Source organism: Sphingobium sp. GW456-12-10-14-TSB1, from assembly GCF_059424385.1.
This window is the reverse complement of sequence record NZ_JBWKZI010000001.1, coordinates 1,104,928-1,127,586: the sequence shown is the minus strand read 5'-3', so window position 1 is coordinate 1,127,586 and position 22,659 is coordinate 1,104,928. Positions and strand designations below refer to the sequence as shown.

The window sequence follows — 22,659 nt, the reverse complement described above, 5'->3', positions numbered from 1 at the left end:
AAGGGGGTGGAGCCATCGGCCCGTCGGCCATCACATCATTTCGACAGCGATCAAGGCATCAAAACCGTGTCGATGACGTGGATGACACCGTTCGACTGATTGACGTCGGCGATGGTGATCTTGGCCGATCCGCCCTTGGCGTCGGTGACATACCAGTCCTTGCCCTTCTGCCAGACGGTCAGCGGTTCGCCCTGCGCGGTCGTCAGCACAGCCTTGCCGCCATTGGCCGCAGCCTTGGCCGCAATGTCCTTCGCGTTCATTTTGCCGGGCACGACATGATAGGTCAGTATGCCGGTCAGCGTCGCCTTATTCTCCGGCTTCAGCAGCGTATCGACCGTGCCTGCGGGCAGCTTCGCGAAAGCGGCATTGGTCGGCGCGAACACGGTAAACGGCCCGGCGCTCTTGAGCGTGTCGACCAGACCGGCGGCCTTCACTGCGGCTACCAGCGTCGTGTGGTCCTTTGAATTGACTGCATTGTCGACAATATCCTTGGTCGGATACATCGCCGCGCCGCCGACCATCGGGTTCTTGGCCATTTGCGCCTGCGCGATCCCGCCGCCGCTGGCGGTCAATATCACGCTGGCAAGCGCGATCGTCATGGGTGAAAATTTCATGGGGGCATCCTTCCGCTATCCTGGCATCCCAAAGGTGTCGGGATGCGCGGTTGATACGTTTGAGAGCAGCGAATGGGTGCAAGGCATGACCTAAAGGACATCAGGGCAGGCAGCGCAATTGCACTGCGTCTTTGCGCTGTCATCCCAAGCCCCTATATGGGCGCTTTCGCGGGGTGACCGCGCACAGCATATGGAGACGAGATTGAGCAAGGTTCTGGTCATCGGCGCGGGCGGCGTCGGGTCGGTCGCGGTGCACAAGATGGCGATGAACAGCGATATATTCTCGCACATCACGCTCGCCAGCCGCCGCATCGTCAGCTGTGAGAAGGTCGCCGAATCGGTCCTGGCCCGCACCGGCGTCACCATCGACGTGGCGCAGGTGGATGCGGACGATGTCGCCGCCACCATCGCGCTGATCGAAAAGGTACAGCCCAGGCTGGTCGTCAATCTGGCCCTGCCCTATCAGGATCTCAACATCATGGACGCGTGCCTCGCGACCAAGGTGGATTATCTCGACACCGCCAATTACGAACCGCGCGACACGCCGAAATTCGAATATGGCTGGCAATGGGCCTATCAGGAACGCTTCAAGGAAGCGGGCATCATGGCGCTGCTCGGCTCCGGTTTCGACCCCGGCGTCACCAGCGTATTTGCCTCCTACATCAAGAAGCATCTGCTCGACACGATCGACACGCTCGACATTCTCGATTGCAATGGCGGCGACCATGGCCAGCATTTCGCCACCAATTTCAATCCGGAAATCAACATCCGCGAAGTGACCGCCCCGTCGCGTCACTGGGAAAACGGGCAGTGGGTCGAAGGTCCGGCGCTCAGCCACAAGCAGACATTCGATTTCGATCAGGTCGGCCCCAAGAATATGTACCTCATGTATCATGAGGAACTGGAAAGCCTGGCCAAATTCTATCCCGAAATCAAACGCATCCGTTTCTGGATGACCTTTGGCGACGCCTATTTGAAGCATCTGGAAGTGCTCCAGAATGTCGGCATGACCCGGATCGATCCGGTCATCTACGAGGGCAAGGAGATCATCCCGCTCCAGTTCCTCAAGGCCGTGCTGCCCGAACCGTCCAGCCTGGGTTCCACGACCAAGGGCAAGACCAACATCGGCGACATTGCCACCGGCACCAAGGATGGCGTGCAGAAAACCGTCTATGTCCTCAACATCTGCGATCATGAGGATGCCTATGCCGAAACCGGCAATCAGGCGGTCAGCTACACCACCGGCGTCCCCGCCATGATTGGCGCGGCCATGATGCTGACCGGCGCATGGCGCGGCGAAGGCGTGTTCAACATCGAACAGTTCGATCCCGACCCGTTCATGGACATGCTCAACAAGCATGGCCTGCCCTGGCAGGTGAAGGAACTGGACGCGCCGCTGGCGTTTTAAGCCGCCGTGCTCCTGCGAAGGCAGGAGCCCAGAGTCCGGGGCGCAGTGCTTGCCGCCCTGGGCTCCTGCCTACGCAGGAGCACATTGGGATAGAAATCATGGAAACCAAAGCCGGCGATCCCGCCGCCTTCGCCCATTTCGATCTGTATCGCGTTCCCTCGCCCGCCTTCGTGGTGGATGAGGCCGCGATCCGGCGCAACCTTGCCATCCTGGCCGATGTTCGCGACCGCGCAGGCATCAAGATATTGGGCGCGCTCAAGGCGTTTTCGATGTGGTCGCTCGGCAGCGTCATGGGCGAATATCTCGACGGCGTCTGCGCGTCCGGCCTCTATGAAGCGCGCCTTGGCCGCGAGGAATATCAGGGCGAGGTCGCGACCTATTGCGCCGCCTACAAGCCTGCCGATCTGGCCGAAATCCTCAAGATTTCCGACCATGTGATCTTCAACAGCCCCGGCCAGATTGCGCGCTTCAAGCCGCAGATCGACGCGGCCCGCGCCGCCGGACACAGTTTCGACATCGGGCTGCGCATCAATCCGCAAAACCCGGAAGGCGAAGTCGCAAAATACGACCCTTCGCAGCCGCACAGCCGCCTGGGCTTCCCCGTCAGCCAGTTGACGCCCGATCATCTGGCCGGGGTGGACGGCATCCATTTCCATAATCTGTGCGAACAGGATCTGGCGCCGCTGGAGCGCACCTGGGCGGCGGTCGAACCGCATATCCTGCCGCACATCGCCAGCCTCAAATGGCTCAATTTCGGCGGAGGCCACCATATCACGCGCGCCGATTATCAGCGCGACGATCTGGTCGCCTTCCTGCAACGGATCAAGGCGCAGACCGGCCTCACCCTCTATCTGGAACCGGGAGAGGCCATGGCGCTCGACGCGGGCATACTGGTGGGCGAAATCCTCGACGTCATCGATAATGGCATGGCCGTCGGCATCACCGACATTAGCGCCACCTGCCACATGCCCGACGTGATCGAGGCGCCTTATCGCCCCGCCATGCTGCACGAGCCATCGGACGGTCCCGTCACGCGCCTTGGCGGGCCATCCTGCCTGGCGGGTGACATTATCGGCGACTATCGAGTCCCCGGCGGTGCAGAGCCGGGCGCGCGGATCGCCTTCCTCGATCAGGCCCATTATTCCATGGTCAAGACCAATACGTTCAATGGCGTTCCCCTGCCTGCCATCTGGCTCTGGGATTCAACCACCGACAAACTCACGGAAATTCGCGCTTTTTCCTATTCGGATTTCAAGGCTCGCCTCTCCTGAGGCACGTTTCGTGGAGCCGCGTGCAACAAAATTTGCACATACGCTTTACAGGGGGACCCCCTACGCATATAGCGACCGTCCGCTGCCCCATGGGACTTCCACCGCAAGGCAGCTTTTTATGCCCACGAACGACACTGGAGGTCCCTTGAATTGCACAAGCATCCTAGCGCGCTGGGGGTAGCGACCACCCTCACACCGGCAGCACCGGTAACGCTGATTCGCCCGCAGGCTGCGGCCCGCGCCGCCCGATTCTTCGTCGAGAAGTTTCCGGGGCGCTCGCTCTATGCCGTAAAGGCCAATCCCTCGCCCGATTTGCTTCGGACGTTGTGGGACAATGGTATTTCGCACTTTGACGTCGCTTCCATCGCGGAAGTGCGCCTTGTCGCGGAAACGCTGCCGGACGCGAAGCTGTGCTTCATGCATCCGGTCAAGGCTGAAGAAGCCATCGCCGAAGCCTATGCCGTCCATGGCGTACGCACCTTCTCGCTCGACACGATCGACGAGCTGGAAAAGATCATGCGCGCGACCAATGGCGCGACCGATCTGGAATTGTGCGTCCGCCTGCGGGTGTCGTCGGAACATAGCGAATTGTCGCTGGCGTCGAAATTCGGCGCGGAACTCGGCGAAACCCGCGAATTGCTGATGGCCACCCGTCAGGCCGCCGACGCGCTTGGCATCTGCTTCCATGTCGGTAGCCAGGCGATGAGCCCGCAGGCCTATAGCGACGCGATCGAGCGCGTCCGCGCGGCGATCGTCGATGCGGCGGTCACGGTCGACATCATCGATGTCGGCGGCGGCTTCCCGTCGGTCTATCCGGGCATGGAGCCGGTTGCGCTGGAAAATTATTTCGACGCGATCCACCGTGGCTTTGAAAGCCTGCCGGTCAGCTATTCGTCGGAACTCTGGTGCGAGCCTGGCCGCGCGCTGTCGGCGGAATATAGCTCGATCATCGTGCGGGTGGAGCGCCGTCGCGGTACGGAGCTCTACATCAACGACGGTGCCTATGGCGCCTTGTTCGATGCCGCACATATTGGCTGGCGTTTCCCGGTCGCGCTGCTGCGTGACGAGGAAAGCGACGCGGCGATGACCGGCTTCTCCTTCTATGGTCCGACCTGCGACGATATGGACCATATGGTCGGCCCGTTCATGCTGCCTGACGATGTCGCTGCTGGCGATTACATCGAAATCGGCATGCTGGGTGCCTATGGCTGCGCCATGCGTACAGGTTTCAACGGCTTCACGGCGGAAACCGTGGTCGAAGTAGCGGACGAGCCGATGGCTAGCCTCTACGCCGAACCGGTCCCTGCCCGCCGTCGCGCGACTGTCATCAAGCTGGGCTAAAAGGCTCAAGCTCCCCTTTGGAGAGGGTGCCTGTCCCTCGCTGCTTCCCCCGCAGCGAGGGACAGTTTTTATCGGCGGAATATTCCCACCATCTCGACATGGGTGGACCAGCGGAACTGGCCGACCGGGCGGACCTGATCCAGCCGGTATCCGCCGCCCACCAGATGCACGGCATCGCGCGCAAAGCTTGCCGGATTGCAGGACACATAGGCGATTACCGGCACACTGGACGCGGCCAGTTGCATGACCTGCTCCCGCGCGCCCGCGCGTGGCGGGTCGATGACCACGGCGGCAAAGCGGTTCAGTTCTTCTGGCGTCAATGGCCGGCGGAACAGGTCGCGATGGTCCGCCACCATCCGCCGCTGCGCCCTTTGCCCCGCCAGTTTCAGCGCCAGCACGACATCCCGCGCGCCTTCCGCCGCATAGACCGGGCGCGCAGCCCCCAGCGCCAGCGCGAAAGTGCCAAGACCACAAAACAGGTCCGCCACCGCGCCCGTGTCCGGCATGGCCTCACGCACCGCGCCCACCAGCGCCGCTTCGCCATCGGGCGTCGCTTGCAGGAAGGAAAACGGCGGAAACGCCACCGGCACGCCACCGAATGTCACCGTGGCCGCTTCGGGTTCCCAGCGGGTCTGCGGGCCATCGCCTTCATCGATCGTCAGGCGCGCCAGGCCCAGCGTCCGCGCAAAATCGCCCAGCCCCTCGTCCGCCGCCAGCCCTTCGACCTTCACCCCTTCCAGCAGCAGGTCGACGCCCTGGTCGATCAGCGACATGCGGACATGCGCCGCCCGCTTGTCGGGCAGGATCAGCCGCAACAGGCCGCGCAGCGGCGCCAGCAGCGCAAACAGGCGCGGGTCCAGCACCGCGCACATGCTCAGGTCGATGAGCTTATGGCTGCCGGATTCGGCAAAACCGATCGTCACCGTCTTGCCCGCCCGCACCGCGCGCAACGAGGCGCGTCGCCGCGTCATGGGTGGCGAAAGATGCGGCGGCAGCACCGTTTGCGCGACAATGCCCTGCCCCGCCAGCGCGCCGACCACACGCCCGGTCACAAAGTCCGCCAGGCTCGGCTCATCGACATGCTGCAATTCGCAGCCGCCACAGGTCGGGAAATGGACGCAGGGTGGTTCCACACGATGCGGCCCGGCGATGGTCGTGCCATCGGTCAGCAGCCGGTCGCCCGGTGCGGTCAGCGCAGCGTGGCGTCCATCGGCGGTGATGCCATCGCCCTTGGCAGCGATGCGGATGATGATGTCTGGATCAGTGTCGGTCACAATCGCGCGGCGATAGCCGCTGGCAGCGCTGCAAGCAAATCATCGGCGATAAAAGCCGCGCCCACCCGTCGCGCAGCATCGCCATGCAGCCACACCGCCTCGCCCGCCGCGCGAAAAGCATCGCGCGTTACCGCCAGCCGCCCGGCGACCAGCCCCGCCAGAACGTCGCCCGTCCCGGCGGTGGACAGCCAGTGCGACGAACCCGACGCCACCGCAACGCGCCCGTCTGGCGCGGCGATCACGCTGTCCGCGCCCTTATATATCACGATCGCACCGCTCCGCTCCGCCGCCGCCCGCGCCCGGTCGATCTTGCTGCCCGGCAGATCGCCGAACAGCCGCGCGAATTCGCCCTCATGCGGGGTCAGGATCGCGCCATCGGGTATCTGGTCGACGTCGATCAGCGTCAGCGCGTCGGCGTCCAGCACCAGCGGATGGCCATGGGTCAACACCGCCTCGAGCCGCGCCCGCGCCGTGGCGTCGCGCCCCAGGCCCGGCCCGACCAGCACGGCCACAAGCCGCGCGTCATCCAGCCAATCATGGAGCGCATCGACAGTCTGCGCGTCCTGCGTGACGATGGCGTCGGCTCCGTGGCGCAGGCCATCGGCTGCCAGCCGCCGCACCATGCCCGCGCCGGATCGCGCGGCTGCCTGCGCCGCCAGAATGCTAGCGCCGGCCATCGTCCCGCCGACGACGGTCACCAGACCGCGCCGATATTTATGATCGTCCGGGCCAGGCGCTGCCAGGCGTGGCGGCATCAGCCGATGCACCAAGTCCGACGCCGGAATACCGATGTCGGCGCAGATCAGCCGTCGGACATGCCCCGCCGCCGGATAGATCAGGTGGGCGGGCTTCAATGCCCCCAGCGCGATACAGATGCTGAAATGCGGCACGGCGGAAAGTAGCGCGCCGCTGTCGCTATCCACGCCGCTGGGCAGGTCGATGGCATAGCTGTGGCTGGCCGACGCGCTCAGGTCGCACAGCCGCGCCGCCACGGCCGGATCAAGCCCGCGCGACAGCCCGGTGCCGAACAGCGCGTCGACCAGTTGCGTGGCCGGGGCAGCGGTCGCGAGTTGCTCGACCGGCCCATCCCATCCCGCCTGCGCCCGGCGGCTCGATGGCGTGCCGCTTTCCCCCAGCACGGCGACCCGTACCGCAACGCCCCGCGCGCGCAGCAGCCGGGCGATGACAAAGCCGTCGCCGCCATTATTGCCCGGCCCGCACAGGACCAGCGTGTCGCGCAATCCTCCCGCGCGCCAGATAATCGCCGCCGCCGCCGCGCCAGCTTCTTCCATCAGGCCATAATCATCGACGCCAGCACCGAACAAAGCCTGTTCCGCGCTGCGCATCTGCGCTGCGGTCAGGATCGGCGTTCCGGCGTTCACGGCGCCGATCCGGCGACCTTCACCGGCAGGCGATAGCGGTCGCCGCCGATACGGATTTCGACCAGTCCGGTATCGACGATCTGCAACCGCGCCATCTCCGCGCCGTCCGCCGCTTCCAGCCCACGACCGTCCGCCAATACGCGGAAGCGGCGGAAACCGCCATCAGGATGACGGATCGTCAATATCTCGCCTGTCCGTTCGATCTGGCAATCGCGCGCCCAGCCAGCGTCCGCGCCGATCGCACAATCGGCCTTGCCGTCATCGACCGGCGTAGCCGTCTCCTGCTGCGGCCCCGCCTCATTGCCCGGCTTGCCTGGCTCGCCGCCACAGGCCGTCAGCAACAGGCATCCGGCGATCAAAATCCTCATGTCAGTGCGCTCCTGCACGCCAGCACGACCGGGCCGATCAAATCGGCAAAGCGCCGCTGCCCCGCCGCGTCACGCACCATATCCTGCCGCATCTCGATCCCCAGATAGGGAATACCATTGGCCTCCGCATGGCGGTTCATCGTCGCGTTCAACTGCTTGCCAGAATAGGGCAACTGGTCCCCGACGATCAGCCCCGCCGCCTCCAGCATGGGGATTGCGATGCGCGCGGCGCGATCGTCCGCATTATATAATATGCCAATCTCCCAAGGGCGCTTCTGCCCCGGATCGCTGGCCAGATGGGGCGTGAAGCTGTGCAGCGACAGGATGAACGGCGCGGTCATCCTCTCCAGCTGCCGTTCGACCTGATGATGATAGGGATGGTGGAACCGCATCATCCGCTGGGCCAGATCGGCGTCGCGATTGCCGGGAATGGCATGGCCGTCGCTCATCACCGGCAACAGGCCCGGCGCGTCCGGTTCGCGATTGAGGTCGATCACCAGTCGCGACGCTCCGCCCAATATCGCGGTACAGCCCAGTTGCGCCACCAGCAGCGCGCTGACCTCCGCCACGCCGATGTCGATCGCGATATGATTGTCCAGCAACGCCGGATCGATGCCCAGGTCGATGTCATCGGGCACCCGCGCCGACGCATGATCGGCGATGATCAGAACGTCCAGCCCGCCGCCGTCAATCTGCGTGAATGCCTCGCTCATGCCGTTCTGATCCGCGTTTCCATGATCCACCAGTCGCGGTGCGCCGCCTGCACCGCCATGGCCGCGTCGGCCATCGCCGCATCGCTGTCGAACAGCGCAAAGCAGGTCGCGCCAGAGCCGGACATGCGCGCCAGCACCAGCCCGTCATGCCCCTCCAGCGCGCCGAGCAGCTGCGCAATCACAGGCGCAGCGGCGATCGCCGGCGCCTCCAGGTCATTGCGCCCCTGCGCCACCAATGTTTCCAGGCTCGTGGCATCCAGCGGTCCGCGATCCACCCGGTCCCAACCTTTGAAAACCTGCGCCGTCGATACACCGACCCCCGGATTGACGAGCAGCATCGCCATGCCGTCCAGCCCCTCAACAGGGTGCGGTCGCAGCCTTTCGCCGCGTCCTGTCACCATCTGCGTCACGCTGGCGACGCAGGCAGGGACGTCCGATCCCAGATCGAGCGCCAGCCCCGCCAGTTCCTCAGCTTCAATACGCACGTCCCACAATCGCGCCAGCAGACGCAGCGTCGCCGCAGCATCCGCCGAACCGCCGCCAATGCCCGACGCTACCGGCAAAATCTTGGTCAGGCGGATCGCCGCGCCGCGCTGATCCCCCAGATAGGCCTGCAACGCGCGCGCCGCCTTCATGACCAGATTGTCCGGCCCCGCCTCCAGCGCGCCGCCGAACGGCCCGTCGATGACCAGGTCGATCGCCCCGTCATCACTCGCCACCGCGCTCAGCCGGTCGCCATGCTCGGCAAAGACGAACAGGCTTTCCAGCGCATGATAGCCATCGTCCCGCCGCGCCCGCACGTGCAGCGCGACATTCACCTTGGCATAGGCGGTCTCGATCATCAGGCCCGCGTCCAGATCAGGGTGCGGCATTTTCTGGCTTCAATCCCTGCTCTACCTTGGCCGCGATCCGCTCCGCGCCGTCTCCTTGCGCAAAGAGGGAGGCCGCCGACCAGGCATAGCGCGCCTCATACCGCCGTCCGGCACTCCACAGCGCATCGCCCAGATGCTCGTTGATCGTCGCATCCGCCGGCGCGCCCGCCGCCGCCCGCTCCAGCACCGGAACCGCGCCAGCAACATCGCCCGTCACATAGCGCGCCCAGCCGAGAGAATCGGCAATAGAGGCATCCTGCGGCTTCAGCGCGCTCGCTTTCTTGATAAGGTCCAGAGCCTCCGCGACATTCTGCCGCCGCTCGATCTGCGCATAGCCCAGATAATTGAGCACCACAGGTTCGTTGGGGGCCAGCGCCATGGCCCGCTCCAGCACCACCCGCGCTTCATCCCAGCGTTCGCCCTGTTCCAATGCGCTGCCCTCGAACAGCAACAGCGCCCAGGGCACTTGCCCGTCACCATAGTCTGCCTGCGCTGCCCGGAACGCCGCGGCGGCACCGTCAAAATCATGCATGTCGGCCAGCAACCGACCCAACCGCACCTGCCGTTCGCTGCCCGCGCCCGGTTCCGCAGCCAGCGATCGCGCCAGTGCCAGCGCCGCCTGCCTGTCGCCCGCCGCCGCCAGCGCATCGACCAGCTCTGCCTGGCCCAGCGCGCCATACCAGCCATCGACCGGGATCTTGCGCGCCTCCGCCACGCCGCCCTGCGCCAGCCCGCCCGCGCTTAGCAGACGCGCGGCGACCAACTGCACCTCCGTCCCGCCCGGATCGGCAAAGGTCGCGATCCGCGCAAGCCGGACGCTCAGCGCCATGCCGCTATTGTCCGACGCGATGTCGGAAGCCAGCCGCGACAGCAAGCGCGCATAGCCCTGGACCGGCGTGACCGCCGCCGCCTTCACTTTGCCGCGTGTCAGATCCGCCCGCGCGCGCGCAAACGTCGCCTCGCCCGCCGGGACCAGCATCAGCGCCTCCGCCTTCGCCCCGCGCGCCGCCAGTTGCGCCGCCAGCGTCAGGCGCAACGCCGCGCTTTCGCCGCCGCGTAGCGCGATCGCGCGCCGGATCGCGGGCACCGCTGCCGCTACATCGCCGCGATCCAGCGTCTGCAAGGCCAGATGTTCATCGATATAACGCTGCGCCAGCGCCGCAAAACGGTCCTGACCCGCGACGACCGGCGCGGCATAATGGCCCTCGCCCAGCGTGATCCAGCTGGTGATGATGGGGGCAAGGAAGGAGAAATTGCCTTCCTCCACCATCCGCGCCGTCAGCGCGCGCGCGCCTGCCCAATCCTTGCGCCCCAGCGCCTCGCCGATCAGCAGCAGCGTGCCGTCACGCGGCAGCGCGCCCTGCTCCTCCAGCAACGCGGCGGACCGCAGCGCCAGCGCCCGGTCGCCGCTCTCCAGCGCCTGGACATAGGACCGCCGCGCCACATCCACGCTGTCCGGGTCGAGCGTCAGGGCCATGCGGTAATTGTCCACCGCCAGCGCCATCGCCCCATCCCCGTCCGCCAGCCGCGCGCGCGCATAGGCGTGCAGCGCAGCTTGCGGATCAACCGAGGCTCCGGCGGGTGCAGCCACCGGAATCGTCAGCATCAGGAACGGGATCAGGCGCTTACATATTGGGATAGTTTGGTCCTCCACCACCTTCGGGGACGACCCAGTTGATATTCTGGGTCGGGTCTTTGATGTCGCACGTCTTGCAATGCACGCAATTCTGCGCGTTGATCTGGAACCGGGGATTGCCCTCTTCCTCGCCAACCACTTCATATACGCCTGCGGGACAATAACGCTGCGCCGGCTCGTCATAAAGGGGCAGATTGTAGCTGATGGGGATCGCTGGATCCTTCAGCTGCAAATGAACCGGCTGGTCCTCTTCATGATTGGTGTTGCTCAGGAACACCGAAGACAGGCGATCGAAGCTGATCACGCCGTCGGGCTTGGGATAATCGATCTTGGCGCAGGCATCCTTGGGCCAGATTTTCTCATTGTCCGGCTTATGCTTCATCGTGAAGGGCAGGCCGATCTTGAGCGTACGCATCCACATGTCGATGCCCGCCAGCATCGTGCCGATCGTGCCGCCAAATTTGCTCAGCAGCGGTTCGGCATTCTTGACCAGCTTCAGCTCGTCCGCGATCCAGCTGGAGCGCAGCACATCCTCATAGTCGGTCAGAACGTCGCTGCCGCGCTGGCTCTGCACCGCGGCAAAGGCAGCCTCGGCCGCCAGCATGCCCGATTTCATCGCTGTGTGCGTGCCCTTGATGCGCGGCACGTTCACAAAGCCCGCCGAACAGCCGATCAGCGCGCCGCCGGGGAATACGAGCTTGGGGACCGACTGCCAGCCGCCTTCGTTGATCGCCCGCGCGCCATAGGAAACGCGCCGTCCGCCTTCCAGATATTTGCGGATTTCCGGGTGCTGCTTCCAGCGCTGGAACTCCTCGAACGGGTAGAGGTGCGGGTTGCGGTAGCCCAGCCCGACCACGAAGCCCAGCGCCACCTGGCCATTGGCCTGATGATAGAGGAAGCCACCACCATAGGCGTCGGTCAGCGGCCAGCCCTGCGAATGGATCACCAGGCCCGGCTGATGCATGGCGGGATCAATATCCCACAATTCCTTCATGCCGATGCCATAGACCTGCGGCTCGCATTCCGCGTCCAGCGCGAATTGCCGCTTCAATATCTTGGTCAGGTGCCCGCGCGCGCCTTCGGCAAAGAAGGTATATTTCGCGTGCAGCTCCAGACCGGGCTGATAGTCGCCCTTATGATTGCCTTCCCGGTCAACACCCATGTCGCCTGTGGCCACGCCCTTTACGCTGCCATCCTCATGGTATAGGATCTCGGCCGCGGCAAAGCCGGGGAAAATCTCGACGCCCAGCCCCTCGGCCTGCTCCGCCAGCCAGCGGCACAGATTGCCCAACGACCCGGTATAGGTGCCCTTGTTGTGCATCCACCCCGGCGTCATGATGTGCGGCATCGCCATCTTGCCGGTCTTGGTCAGGAACCAGTGCTGATTGTCGGTGACCGGCGTTTCAGCAAGCGAACAGCCCATCTCGCGCCATTGCGGCAGCAATTCGTCCAGCGCCCTGGGGTCGATTACCGCGCCCGACAGGATATGGGCGCCGATTTCCGACCCCTTTTCCAGCACGCATACGCCCAGTTCCTGCCCCGCGTCATTGGCCAGTTGCTTCAGCCGGATCGCGGCTGACAGCCCCGCCGGTCCCCCACCGACGATGACCACATCATAGGGCATCGATTCCCGTTCGCTCATAAACCCTCCATTGAGCCACCGGCGGGCTGCACCCCGTCCATCCGGTCGCCTTATTACTCCAACACTTTACCATCCAAGGCGATGAAGAATCTTGACCCCCTCGTCAACCTCTGGCCCAAGATGTTCTTGATGCGGGGTTTATTGCAGGATGAAGCGGCGGCAGCTAACGCCTATATGGCGTGGTGGACGCTCGCGGGCGTGGATGGCGCAGTCGGCGAATCGCCGGTTAACTGGCTGCGTCCCGTCACCGCGCCCGATGCGAAGGGCGCGATTCGCGCGGTTCCTGCGTCTGCGCCTCCTGAACAGAAACCCCAAAACCTCGATTCGTTCCGTGATTGGCTGGCAAATGATCCGGCCCAGCCCGAACGACGCTGGCCCGGCGCGCCCATTTTGCCGACGGGGGGCGAAGCCGCCCCGCTGATGGTCGTGACTGATTTGCCCGATCCGGCGGACATGGCGGCGGGTCAGTTGCTGGCCGATCGCGCGGGCATGTTGTTCGACGCGATGCTGCGCGCCATCGGGCTGGACCGCTCCGCCATCCATCTCGCCTCGCTCTTCACCGCCCGTCCGCCCGGCGGCATGGTGGAGGCGGCCGATCTTGCCGCCGTGGCCGACCGGATGCGCGCCCATGTCGCCCTCGCCCGCCCCCGCCGCCTGCTGCTGCTGGGCGATCGGACGATCCGTGCGCTGCTTCCGACGGATGCCGCCGCGGCCCCGGATGGTTTACGCGACTTTAACCATGAAGGCGGCATTGTGCCTGCCATCGCCACATTTCATCCCCGCCTGCTGCTGACCCAGCCTGCGGCGAAAGCGCAATGTTGGCGCGCCCTGCAAAGCCTGATCGAGGAAGTTCACCCGTGATTCGTGCCGCGACCCAAATATCCAGCCTTGCCCTGATCGCGCTGGGCCTGGCTGCAACGCTGCCCGCCCGCGCCGAAACTGCCCCGATCTCGCCCGCGATCGCCGTCACGCCCGCCTCCCCGCTCCAGATTGGCGATGGCGCCAAAGCCAGCTACCGCGCCATCTTTACAGCGTTGCAGGCGCAGCAGTGGAACGAAGCCCGGACGCTGATCAACGCGCTCGATGCGCAGGACGCCGTCCGCCCGCTCGCCCTGTCCGAACTCTATCTGGCCAAGGGATCGCCACGGGTCGAACTGTTCGACCTGCTCGACCTCATCAACAAGGCGGCCTGGCTGCCCAAGGCTGAACAGCTTTCCCGCCTCGCCGAAAAGCGCGGCGCAACCATCCTGCCCACCCTGCCACAGGTGCAGAAAATGGTGTGGCTGGGTTCCGCGCCCCGCCGCGAATATGTGGTGTCGACCAAGACGGATGCACTGGCGGTCGCGCTTTCCGGCCAGATACAGTCCTTCATCAAGGTCGACGATCCGGCCGGGGCCGAAGCGCTGCTGACCACCGGCGAAGCGGGTCTGACGCCAGAAGGGCTGACGGAAGTGCGCCAGCGCGTCGCCTGGGCCTATTATATCGAAAATGACGATGCCAATGCCCGCCGCATGGCCGCCCGCGCGCTCGAAACCCGCACTGGGGGCGACTGGACGGTGCAGGCGCACTGGACCGCCGGCCTTGCCGCATGGCGTCAGAATGACTGCCGCGCCGCTGCCCCGGCCTTTGCCAATGTCGCCGCCTTCGCGACCAATGACGACATGCGCGCGGCTGGTGCCTATTGGGCATCGCGCGCCTATATGGTCTGCGGCGAAGCGGAAAAGGTCGCGAACTATCTGAAGCTCGCCGCCCGGTCGGATGAAACCTTCTACGGCCTGCTGGCGCGTGAATCATTGGGGATGCCGCTGGGCGCTCCGCCGGTCGCAACCCGCTTCGGTCAGGCCGAATGGCTGGCGCTGAAGGACAGCCCCAACGCCCGCGCGGCCATTGCGCTCGCCGCGATCGGCGATAGCGCCCGCGCCGACGAATTGCTGCGCTTTCAGGCAAAGATTGGCGGCACTGGCCAATATGATGCGCTGCTCCGCCTCGCCAACGCGCTCAATCTGCCCGCGACCCAATTGTGGCTCGCCCATAATGGCCCGGCGGGCAAGCAACCGGCCAGCTTTGCCCGTTTCCCCGCGCCCGACTGGCGCCCCGATGGCGGCTGGCGCGTCGATCCCTCGCTGATCTACGCGCACACATTGCAGGAATCGGGCTTCCGGTCCGACGTCGTCAGCAGCGCTGGCGCGCGCGGCCTCATGCAGGTGCGCCCCGGCACGGGCAGCGACATGGGCCTTTCTTCCGCCGCGCAACTGTTCGTCCCGTCGACCAACATGGAGTTTGGCCAGCGCTATCTGGAAGCATTGCGCGACATGAGCGCGACGGGCGGGCTGCTGCCCAAGGTCATGGCCGCCTATAATGCCGGGCCGCTGCCGGTGGAGCGCTGGAACTCGCAGGTCAATGACAAGGGCGATCCATTGCTGTTCATGGAATCGCTGCCCTATTATGAAACCCGCGCCTATGTGAACATCGTCATGCGCAACTATTGGATGTACCAGATCCAGGCCAAGGGTACCGCCGATTGCCTGACCGGGATGGCGCAGGGCATGTGGCCGACCTTCCCCAACGCCAAGGGCGTGAAACTTGTCCGCCTGAGCCATGCCGATGGCCGCACCCGTCCGGCCGCGTCGATGGGTGGCGGGTCCGACTGATGCCGATTGACGAAAGCCGGGACTTCATCCCCGTCCGCATTGCCGTGTTGACCATATCCGACACCCGCAGCGCGGCGGACGACCGCTCCGGCGACACGCTGGTCGAACGATTGGAAGGCGCGGGGCATGTCTTGGCCGCCCGCTATATCGAGCGGGACGACAAGTCCGCCATCGTCGCCAGACTTCACGCCTGGATCGATGATCCCGACATAGACGTCATCCTGACCACCGGCGGCACCGGCGTCACCGGGCGCGATGTCACGCCCGAAGCACTGGCCCAGGTGCAGGACAAGGAAATTCCGGGCTTTGGCGAACTGTTCCGCTGGCTCAGCTACCAGACGATCGGCACCTCCACGATCCAGTCCCGCGCCACCGCCTGCGTCGCGCGCGGCACCTATATTTTCGCGCTCCCCGGTTCGACCGGCGCGGTGCGCGATGCATGGGACGGCATATTGGTAACCCAACTGGACAGCCGCTTTCGCCCCTGCAACTTTGTCGAACTGATGCCCCGCCTGACCGAGCGCTGACCCGGACTTGCCATATGGTGTATGGGCTGGCTTTACGAACTTCCGATTGACATTTTGTTCCTTTTATGTTCTCGTTCGGTCATGGGAATGGAGAAAGGAAGAGGCGCAACATTCAACACGCAAAGTGCGCGTTTTTCCCTGCCCCAACGTGAAACCGATGGCGACTGGCTCGATGCGGTGGAGGATATAGACGGGCCCGTCACCCGAACCCGAACGCAGGTCACGGTCGAACATCCCCGCACGATCATCACCCGCAACAATTCGCCCGATATTGGCTTCGACCAGTCGATCAACGCCTATCGCGGCTGTGAGCATGGATGCATCTATTGCTTCGCGCGCCCGACCCACGCCTACCATGACCTGTCGCCGGGACTGGATTTTGAAACCCGGCTATTCGCCAAGCCGGACGCAGCAGACTTGCTCCGCGCCGAACTGTCGAAGAAAAATTACACCGTCATGCCCATCGCTTTGGGCACCAATACCGATCCCTATCAGCCGATCGAAAAGGATTGGCGGATCACCCGATCGATCCTGAAATTGCTGGCGGAATGCCGCCACCCCATATTCATCACGACCAAGTCCGACCGCATCCTGCGCGATATCGATCTGCTCGCCGCCATGGCGCGCGACAGGCTCGTGTCGGTCGCCATATCGGTGACGACGCTCGACCCAGTGATCGCCCGCACGCTCGAACCGCGCGCGCCCCATCCCCTGCGCCGGGTGGAGGCAATCCGGCAACTGGCGGATGCTGGCGTGCCGGTATACGCCAGCCTATCGCCGATCATCCCGGCTATCACCGATCATGAGATCGAGACGATCGTCGCCCGCGTCTCCGCAGCGGGCGCGCGCGAAGTCACCTATATTCCCGTTCGCCTGCCCCATGAAGTCGCGCCTTTGTTCCGCGCCTGGCTCGACGCCCATTATCCCGATCGCGCGGCGCGGGTCATGACGATCATTCGCGAATTGCGGGGCGGGCGGGACAATGACCCCAAGTTTGGCAGTCGGATGCGGGGGCAAGGCGTATGGGCCGACCTCATCCGCACCCGCTTCGTCAAGGCCCGCAAGCGCGCCGGGCTGGGGGCCGAACGTCTGACCCTGCGCACCGACCTGTTCCGCCCGCCCGAAGGCGCGCAGATGCGGCTGCTGTGATGCTCAGCCGACCAGCCGCATTCCCGCCCGCCGGTTGCGGGTCCGGTAGCCGTCCTGGGTCGGCTCCATCCGCTCGAAGCGGTGGATCGTCAGATTGGGGATCACCGACATGGCGTCGACCTGATCGGCACCCAGCAGAAAATCATCGCCCAGAAACAGGCGCACAGCCTGCCCGTTCCCGGCCGATGTTCGCAGGAACAATTCGCTCCGCCCACCCCGGCTCTGCGCCATCAGCGCCGCCAGAGCCTCGACCGCTACCGGATCGGTCGTATCCACCACCAGTTCCATGCGCGACGCGCTGGCGATCAGCTTGAATGGCTCGATCTTGCGCACCGTTACACGCGGCGTTTCCTCACCCGGCAAACGGTCCAGTTCGACATATAGCAGCGCGCAATCGCCATCGCGCGCCAGTTCCTCGATCGCCTTGCAGGCGTCCTCCTCGAAACAGCTGGCCTGAAACTGCCCACTACTGTCGGAGAAGGTCGCATTGGCATAACGCGCCCCACGCTTGGTCTCGCGCCAGCGTACATCCTCGACCATTGCCGCCATGACGCCAGTAGCGCGCGCTTCCCCCGCCAATGGCTCGGCGCAGATCGCGCCATAGCTTTTGGCACCGCGGGCATCGGCCAGATGGCGGAAACGATCGACAGGGTGGGCGGAAAAATAAAAGCCGAACGCCTCCTTCTCCTGCGCCATGCGATCAGCCACCGACCAGGCCTGATGCGGCGGGATGCGGACATCGGCATGGGGCGTTTCGACATCGCCGAACAACCCGCCCTGCCCGCTTTCGCGCGCCTGCGCCGCGCTCGACGCGACGCTCAATATCGTTTCCGCCGCCGCATGGACGCCGGCCCGGTCGGCATGGATCGCGTCAAACGCTCCCGCCGCCGCCAGGCTTTCCAACTGCCGCCGGTTGAGCAATCGCGGTTCGATCCGATCGGCAATATCGTCCAGGCTCTTGAACGGACCGCCAGCGTCGCGTTCCGCAACCAGCTGGTCCATCGCCTTCTCGCCCACACCCTTCAGGCCACCCAGCGCATAGCGCACGGCATAGCCCAGCCGCGGATCATCGCCCTCATGCGCGATCGGCTCGACCGAAAAGTCCGCCTGACTGCGGTTGATGTCAGGCGGCAGACAGGTCAGCCCCATGCGCCGCATATCGTCCACGAATATGGTCAGCTTGTCGGTCAGATGAATATCGAACGCCATCGACCCGGCATAAAATTCCGCCGGATAATGCGCCTTCAGCCACGCCGTCTGATAGGCGAGCAAGGCATAGGCGGCAGCGTGCGACTTGTTGAAGCCATAGCCCGCGAATTTGTCGATCAAATCGAACAGTTCGTTCGCCTTGGCCGGCTTGATGTCGCTGGCGGCGCAGCCCTCGACGAAGCGCGAACGCTGCGCGTCCATCTCCGCCTTCACCTTCTTGCCCATCGCGCGGCGCAGCAAGTCTGCGTCGCCCAGACTGTAACCGGCCAATATCTGCGCGGCCTGCATCACCTGTTCCTGATAGACGAAGATGCCATAGGTCTCTTCGAGGATCGGTTTCAGCAGGATATGGGGATATTCAATCTCCTCCTGCCCGTTCTTGCGGCGCCCGAACATGGGGATATTGTCCATCGGACCGGGCCGATAGAGCGACACGAGCGCGATGATGTCGCCGAAATTGGTAGGACGCACGGCGGCCAGCGTCTTGCGCATCCCTTCCGATTCCAGCTGGAACACGCCCACCGTGTCGCCCCGCTGGAGCAGATCATAAACGGCGCTGTCATCCCAGCTGAGCGTATCAAGCTCCACCGTAACGCCGCGTGCCGCCAGCAACTGCACCGCCTTTTGCAGCACCGACAGGGTCTTGAGGCCCAGAAAGTCGAACTTCACAAGGCCGGCCCCTTCGACATATTTCATGTCGAACTGGGTGACAGGCATGTCGGATCGGGGATCACGGTAGAGCGGCACCAACTGCTGCAACGGCCGGTCGCCGATCACCACGCCTGCGGCATGGGTGGAGCTATGGCGCGGAAAGCCCTCCAGCTTCATTGCATAGTCGATCAGCCGTTTGACCTGGCCATCATTGTCATATTCCGCGCGAAACTCCGCCACGCCGTTGAGCGAACGTTCCAGCGTCCAGGGGTCTGTCGGATGATTGGGCACCAGCTTGGCAAGCCGGTCGACCTGACCATAGCTCATCTGAAGAACGCGCCCGGTATCCTTGAGGACCGCGCGGGCCTTGAGCTTTCCGAAGGTGATGATCTGCGCGACATGATCGACGCCATATTTCTGTTGGACGTAGCGGATGACTTCACCGCGCCGCGTTTCGCAAAAATCAATGTCGAAGTCGGGCATCGACACACGTTCGGGGTTCAGGAAGCGTTCGAACAGCAGGCCAAGTTGCAGCGGATCAAGATCGGTGATCAGCAGCGCCCAGGCAACCACCGACCCTGCGCCCGAACCACGTCCCGGCCCCACCGGAATGTCATGATCCTTGGCCCATTTGATAAAGTCGGCAACGATCAGGAAATAGCCGGGGAAGCCCATCTGGATGATGATGTCGGTTTCGAACTTCAGCCGGTCGAGATAGGGCTGACGTGCGGCATCGTCGATGATGCCGAGCTTCGCAAGCCGGGCGTCAAGGCCAGCACTGGCCAGATCGCGCAGCATCCGCGCCTCGCCCTCGATATCACCGGCCAGGCTCGGCAGGATCGGCTTGCGCTTGGGCGCGGCGACGGCGCAGCGCTGGGCGATGACCAGCGTGTTGGCCAGCGCTTCAGGCAGATCGTCGAACAGGCGGCGCATTTCGGCGGCCGGTTTCATCCAGGCGTCAGGCGAACTGGTCCGCCGGTCGGGCATGTCGACATAGGCGCTGTCGGCGATGCAGAGCATGACGTCGTGCGCGGCATGGAAATGCGGTTCGGTAAAGCAGGTCGGGTTGGTTGCTACCAGCGGCAGGTTGCGGGCATAGGCGAGATCCAGCAGGTCAGGCTCCGCCTTTCCCTCTATGGGATCGAGCCGACGACAGATTTCGATATAGAGACGGTCGGGAAAGAGTGTTTCCAGCCGCTCTGCATAGGCAAGCGCGGCTTCGGGCTGATCCTCCGCAAACAGGCGGGCCAGCGCGCCTTCGCCGCCCGCGGTCAGCGCGATCAGGCCGTCGGTCCGCCCCTCCAGCACGTTCAGGTCGACATGCGGCACTTCCTCCAGCGGCCGGTCGAGATGCGCCATGGAGACCAGCGCGCACAGATTGTCATAGCCCGTCTCATCCTGCGCATAGAGCGCCAGCCAGTCATGGACCGGCGACGCATTGGCGGGACGCCCCGGCCGCAACACGCCCAGCATCGCGCCGATCAGCGGCTGGACGCCCTCGCTCTTGCATGCGTCGGAAAAGGCCATCGAGCCATAAAGGCCGTTGCGATCCGTGATGGCGGCGGCGGGGAAGCCGAGCGCCCGCGCCTGCTTGGCGATCTTCTTGGGATCGATCGCCCCTTCCAGCATGGTGTAGGAGGAGAATATGCGAAGCGGGACGAAAGCGGCGTGGGGCATAGGGCACTCTATCCAGAAGGCCAGCTTGGTGACCAGCCCTGCGGAAGAAAAGTCTGTGGGTAAGATTGGGCTGCCTTACTGCAAGACCCCTTCGTGCAGCCGGACAACGCGATCCATCCGGGCGGCAAGCCGTTCATTATGGGTCGCGACCAAGGCTGCCGATCCCTCCTCACGCACCAGCCGCAGAAATTCAGCCAGAACGATGTCGGCGGTCCGCTCATCCAGATTGCCGGTCGGTTCGTCCGCCAGCACCAGCGCAGGCCGGTTGGCGAGCGCACGGGCGACGGCAACGCGCTGTTGCTCGCCGCCTGACAATTGGCTGGGTCGGTGGTCCAGCCGATGGCCAAGACCCAGCGACGTCAGCAAGGATTCCGCACGGGTGCGCGCGGCCTCCATCTCGGTATCGCGGATGACCTGGGGCAGGATGACATTTTCGGTCGCGTTGAAATCGGGCAACAGATGGTGGAACTGGTAGACGAAGCCCAATGCGTCGCGGCGCAACCGGGTGCGGCCGTCATTATCGAGCTTCGCCGCTTCTTCGCCATCAATGCGGATCGACCCGTCAAAGCCGCCCTCCAGCAGGCCAACCGCCTGGAGCAGGGTGGATTTGCCGGAGCCCGATGGCCCCAGCAGCGCGACAATCTCGCCCGGTCCCACGGTCAGGTCGACACCGCGCAGGACATGGATCGTCTCGCCACCCTGGGTAAAGCTGCGGGTTAGCCCTACGACTTTCAAAATGTCATTCATAGCGGAGAACCTGCACAGGATCGGTATTGGCGGCCTTAAAGGCCGGATAGAGCGTCGCGAGGAAGCTGAACAGCAAGGCCATGATGCAGATCGTGGCGATCTCTACGGGATCGGCTTGCGAGGGCAATTCGGTCAGGAAGCGGATCGAGGGATCCCAGAGATTTTGCCCTGTCACGAACTGGATCGCGTTGACGACATTCTGGCGGAAGAAAAGGAAGGTAAAGCCAAGGATCAGCCCCGCCACCATGCCCAGCGTGCCGATGGTGACGCCCACCGTCATGAATATGCGCACCAACCCGGCCCGGCTCGCCCCCATCGTGCGCAAAATCGCGATGTCGCGCGTCTTGGCACGCACCAGCATGATCAGCGAGGACAAGATATTGAACACCGCGACCAGCACGATGATCGATAGCACGACGAACATCGCGACCCGCTCGACGGCCAGCGCCTCGAACAGCGATGCGTTCATCTGCCGCCAGTCGGTGATGACGGCGCGGCCTGCAACCTTACCTGCCAGCGGTTCCAATATCTGGCCGACCTTGTCGGGATTGACCGTTTCAACCTCGATCATGCCAACGACATCGCCCAGCAGGAGCAAGGTCTGCGCATCCTCCATCGGCATGACGATGAAGGCCTTGTCATAATCATAGATGCCGACCTCGAAAATGGCGGCGACCTGATAGGCGACCTGCCGCGGCACCGTGCCGAACGGGGTGGAGCGGCCCGCCGGGTTGATCACGGTCAGACTGTCGCCCAGCTGGATCCCCATGTTTTCGGCCAGGCGCGATCCGATCCCGATCTTGCCGCTATTGGGCGTCAGACTGTCCAGACTGCCAGCGATCACCTTGCCCTTCAGCGTCTTGTTGGCGCGGATGTCGGCCACGGTCATGCCCCGCACCAACACGGCTTCCGCCCGTCCGTTGAAGGTAGCCAGCAAGGGCTGTTCGATCATCGGCGTCGCGCTGGTGACGCCCGGTGTCGCCTTGGCTTCTGCCAGAACGGCTCGCCAGTCCGGCAGACGGCCGCCATAGCCTTGCACCACGGCATGGCCGTTGAGGCCGACAATCTTGTCGAACAGTTCGGCGCGAAAGCCGTTCATGACGCTCATGACGATGATGAGCGCAGCGACACCAAGCATGACGGCGACCAGGCTGATCCCGGCGACGAGGAAGATGAAGCCCTCCCCCTTCCCCGGCAACAGGTAGCGTTTGGCGATCATGCGTTCGTAACGGGATAGAATCATGTGGCGCGGTCGGCCTTTGCGAAGGAACAGGCTGATCGTCTAGGCATAGCATGGCACAACGGCAAGCATTGCCAGATTGTTGCATCACAGCCACAGGCATAGGCGCAAAATCACACGCAGCCGATTTTGCCCGTGACTCCGCCCCTCAGCAGTCATAGCAAGATAGCCGAAGCACAGGTAAAAGGCCGTGGTTCAGGGATACTGCATCCCGTTTCGAGCTTAGGGGGCTGAGAAGCGGTCGAGGCAGACCAAGGGGGAGACGAGCAATCGTCCATTAAGCGCCC

Annotated in this window: 18 protein-coding genes; 7 read left to right on the top strand and 11 right to left on the bottom strand. The window is 64.2% G+C overall.

From position 1 onward, the window contains the following. Window positions 1-50: 50 nt before the first annotated feature. Entirely contained in the window at window positions 51-614 is a 564-nt protein-coding gene (locus tag AC07X9_RS05500) for a fasciclin domain-containing protein (RefSeq protein WP_026002637.1), read from the bottom strand. 202 nt (window positions 615-816) lie between these two features. Here AC07X9_RS05500 and AC07X9_RS05495 point away from each other — a divergent pair, with 202 nt between their 5' ends. The 3 genes from AC07X9_RS05495 (at window position 817) to AC07X9_RS05485 (ending at window position 4,634) form a co-directional block, all read left to right on the top strand. Further along, complete coding sequence (locus tag AC07X9_RS05495) at window positions 817-2,022, top strand: saccharopine dehydrogenase family protein (protein ID WP_017184459.1); 1,206 nt, start codon at window positions 817-819, stop codon at window positions 2,020-2,022. Window positions 2,023-2,120: 98 nt separating this feature from the next. Continuing rightward, window positions 2,121-3,293, top strand: coding sequence for a carboxynorspermidine decarboxylase (locus AC07X9_RS05490; RefSeq protein WP_017184460.1), 1,173 nt, complete (start codon window positions 2,121-2,123; stop codon window positions 3,291-3,293). A gap of 150 nt (window positions 3,294-3,443) precedes the next feature. After that, window positions 3,444-4,634 (top strand): type III PLP-dependent enzyme, encoded by a 1,191-nt coding sequence (locus AC07X9_RS05485; RefSeq protein ID WP_017184461.1) that lies wholly within the window; start codon window positions 3,444-3,446, stop codon window positions 4,632-4,634. Window positions 4,635-4,702: 68 nt separating this feature from the next. Here AC07X9_RS05485 and AC07X9_RS05480 read toward each other — a convergent pair whose 3' ends face one another. From AC07X9_RS05480 to AC07X9_RS05450, 7 genes are read right to left on the bottom strand one after another with little or no spacing between them, the layout of a single operon-like run. After that, the gene (locus tag AC07X9_RS05480; protein WP_017184462.1) at window positions 4,703-5,908 is read right to left on the bottom strand and encodes a class I SAM-dependent RNA methyltransferase; all 1,206 of its coding nucleotides are present in this window, start codon (window positions 5,906-5,908) and stop codon (window positions 4,703-4,705) included. After that, the gene (locus tag AC07X9_RS05475; RefSeq protein WP_017184463.1) at window positions 5,905-7,290 is read right to left on the bottom strand and encodes a bifunctional ADP-dependent NAD(P)H-hydrate dehydratase/NAD(P)H-hydrate epimerase; all 1,386 of its coding nucleotides are present in this window, start codon (window positions 7,288-7,290) and stop codon (window positions 5,905-5,907) included. The genes AC07X9_RS05480 and AC07X9_RS05475 overlap by 4 nt, the downstream gene beginning before the upstream one ends. Continuing rightward, entirely contained in the window at window positions 7,287-7,658 is a 372-nt protein-coding gene (locus AC07X9_RS05470) for a hypothetical protein (RefSeq protein WP_017184464.1), read from the bottom strand. The genes AC07X9_RS05475 and AC07X9_RS05470 overlap by 4 nt, the downstream gene beginning before the upstream one ends. Continuing rightward, window positions 7,655-8,371, bottom strand: a complete 717-nt coding sequence (locus AC07X9_RS05465; protein WP_017184465.1) for an N-formylglutamate amidohydrolase — start codon at window positions 8,369-8,371, stop codon at window positions 7,655-7,657. The genes AC07X9_RS05470 and AC07X9_RS05465 overlap by 4 nt, the downstream gene beginning before the upstream one ends. Next, window positions 8,368-9,243, bottom strand: a complete 876-nt coding sequence (locus AC07X9_RS05460; protein ID WP_017184466.1) for a 4-(cytidine 5'-diphospho)-2-C-methyl-D-erythritol kinase — start codon at window positions 9,241-9,243, stop codon at window positions 8,368-8,370. The genes AC07X9_RS05465 and AC07X9_RS05460 overlap by 4 nt, the downstream gene beginning before the upstream one ends. Next, window positions 9,230-10,849, bottom strand: a complete 1,620-nt coding sequence (locus AC07X9_RS05455; RefSeq protein WP_086485640.1) for a tetratricopeptide repeat protein — start codon at window positions 10,847-10,849, stop codon at window positions 9,230-9,232. Before AC07X9_RS05455 ends, AC07X9_RS05460 begins: the two co-directional genes overlap by 14 nt. A 19-nt stretch (window positions 10,850-10,868) precedes the next feature. Continuing rightward, a complete protein-coding gene (locus AC07X9_RS05450; RefSeq protein WP_017184468.1) occupies window positions 10,869-12,521 on the bottom strand; it encodes an electron transfer flavoprotein-ubiquinone oxidoreductase in 1,653 nt (550 codons plus the stop codon). A gap of 129 nt (window positions 12,522-12,650) precedes the next feature. Between AC07X9_RS05450 and AC07X9_RS05445 the strand changes: the two genes are divergently transcribed. The 4 genes from AC07X9_RS05445 to AC07X9_RS05430 all read left to right on the top strand — a co-directional run bounded on the left by AC07X9_RS05445 (window position 12,651) and on the right by AC07X9_RS05430 (window position 16,848). Beyond that, complete coding sequence (locus AC07X9_RS05445; protein ID WP_026002638.1) at window positions 12,651-13,382, top strand: uracil-DNA glycosylase family protein; 732 nt, start codon at window positions 12,651-12,653, stop codon at window positions 13,380-13,382. Then, window positions 13,379-15,172, top strand: coding sequence for a lytic transglycosylase domain-containing protein (locus AC07X9_RS05440; RefSeq protein WP_017184470.1), 1,794 nt, complete (start codon window positions 13,379-13,381; stop codon window positions 15,170-15,172). The genes AC07X9_RS05445 and AC07X9_RS05440 overlap by 4 nt, the downstream gene beginning before the upstream one ends. Next, complete coding sequence (moaB, locus tag AC07X9_RS05435) at window positions 15,172-15,699, top strand: molybdenum cofactor biosynthesis protein B (RefSeq protein WP_017184471.1); 528 nt, start codon at window positions 15,172-15,174, stop codon at window positions 15,697-15,699. Before AC07X9_RS05440 ends, moaB begins: the two co-directional genes overlap by 1 nt. Before the next feature lie 87 nt (window positions 15,700-15,786). Next, window positions 15,787-16,848, top strand: coding sequence for a PA0069 family radical SAM protein (locus tag AC07X9_RS05430; RefSeq protein ID WP_017184472.1), 1,062 nt, complete (start codon window positions 15,787-15,789; stop codon window positions 16,846-16,848). 3 nt (window positions 16,849-16,851) lie between these two features. On the opposite strand, the gene dnaE is transcribed toward AC07X9_RS05430, so the two are convergent. From dnaE to AC07X9_RS05415, 3 genes are all read right to left on the bottom strand, one after another. Next, window positions 16,852-20,385 (bottom strand): DNA polymerase III subunit alpha, encoded by a 3,534-nt coding sequence (dnaE, locus tag AC07X9_RS05425; protein ID WP_017184473.1) that lies wholly within the window; start codon window positions 20,383-20,385, stop codon window positions 16,852-16,854. A gap of 75 nt (window positions 20,386-20,460) precedes the next feature. After that, complete coding sequence (locus tag AC07X9_RS05420; protein WP_017184474.1) at window positions 20,461-21,132, bottom strand: ABC transporter ATP-binding protein; 672 nt, start codon at window positions 21,130-21,132, stop codon at window positions 20,461-20,463. Continuing rightward, the gene (locus AC07X9_RS05415; RefSeq protein WP_017184475.1) at window positions 21,125-22,375 is read right to left on the bottom strand and encodes a lipoprotein-releasing ABC transporter permease subunit; all 1,251 of its coding nucleotides are present in this window, start codon (window positions 22,373-22,375) and stop codon (window positions 21,125-21,127) included. The genes AC07X9_RS05420 and AC07X9_RS05415 overlap by 8 nt, the downstream gene beginning before the upstream one ends. Between the last annotated feature and the right edge of the window lie 284 nt (window positions 22,376-22,659).

Excerpts from the sequence above, each read along its gene's own strand:
- AC07X9_RS05500 (WP_026002637.1), bottom strand. The coding sequence starts at position 614 with ATGAAATTTTCACCCATGACGATCGCGCTTGCCAGCGTGATATTGACC.
- AC07X9_RS05490 (WP_017184460.1), top strand. The coding sequence starts at position 2,121 with ATGGAAACCAAAGCCGGCGATCCCGCCGCCTTCGCCCATTTCGATCTG.
- AC07X9_RS05470 (WP_017184464.1), bottom strand. The coding sequence starts at position 7,658 with ATGAGGATTTTGATCGCCGGATGCCTGTTGCTGACGGCCTGTGGCGGC.
- AC07X9_RS05465 (WP_017184465.1), bottom strand. The coding sequence starts at position 8,371 with ATGAGCGAGGCATTCACGCAGATTGACGGCGGCGGGCTGGACGTTCTG.
- AC07X9_RS05460 (WP_017184466.1), bottom strand. The coding sequence starts at position 9,243 with ATGCCGCACCCTGATCTGGACGCGGGCCTGATGATCGAGACCGCCTAT.
- AC07X9_RS05455 (WP_086485640.1), bottom strand. The coding sequence starts at position 10,849 with ATGCTGACGATTCCGGTGGCTGCACCCGCCGGAGCCTCGGTTGATCCG.
- AC07X9_RS05450 (WP_017184468.1), bottom strand. The coding sequence starts at position 12,521 with ATGAGCGAACGGGAATCGATGCCCTATGATGTGGTCATCGTCGGTGGG.
- AC07X9_RS05445 (WP_026002638.1), top strand. The coding sequence starts at position 12,651 with ATGCGGGGTTTATTGCAGGATGAAGCGGCGGCAGCTAACGCCTATATG.
- moaB (WP_017184471.1), top strand. The coding sequence starts at position 15,172 with ATGCCGATTGACGAAAGCCGGGACTTCATCCCCGTCCGCATTGCCGTG.
- AC07X9_RS05430 (WP_017184472.1), top strand. The coding sequence starts at position 15,787 with ATGGAGAAAGGAAGAGGCGCAACATTCAACACGCAAAGTGCGCGTTTT.
- dnaE (WP_017184473.1), bottom strand. The coding sequence starts at position 20,385 with ATGCCCCACGCCGCTTTCGTCCCGCTTCGCATATTCTCCTCCTACACC.
- AC07X9_RS05420 (WP_017184474.1), bottom strand. The coding sequence starts at position 21,132 with ATGAATGACATTTTGAAAGTCGTAGGGCTAACCCGCAGCTTTACCCAG.
- AC07X9_RS05415 (WP_017184475.1), bottom strand. The coding sequence starts at position 22,375 with ATGATTCTATCCCGTTACGAACGCATGATCGCCAAACGCTACCTGTTG.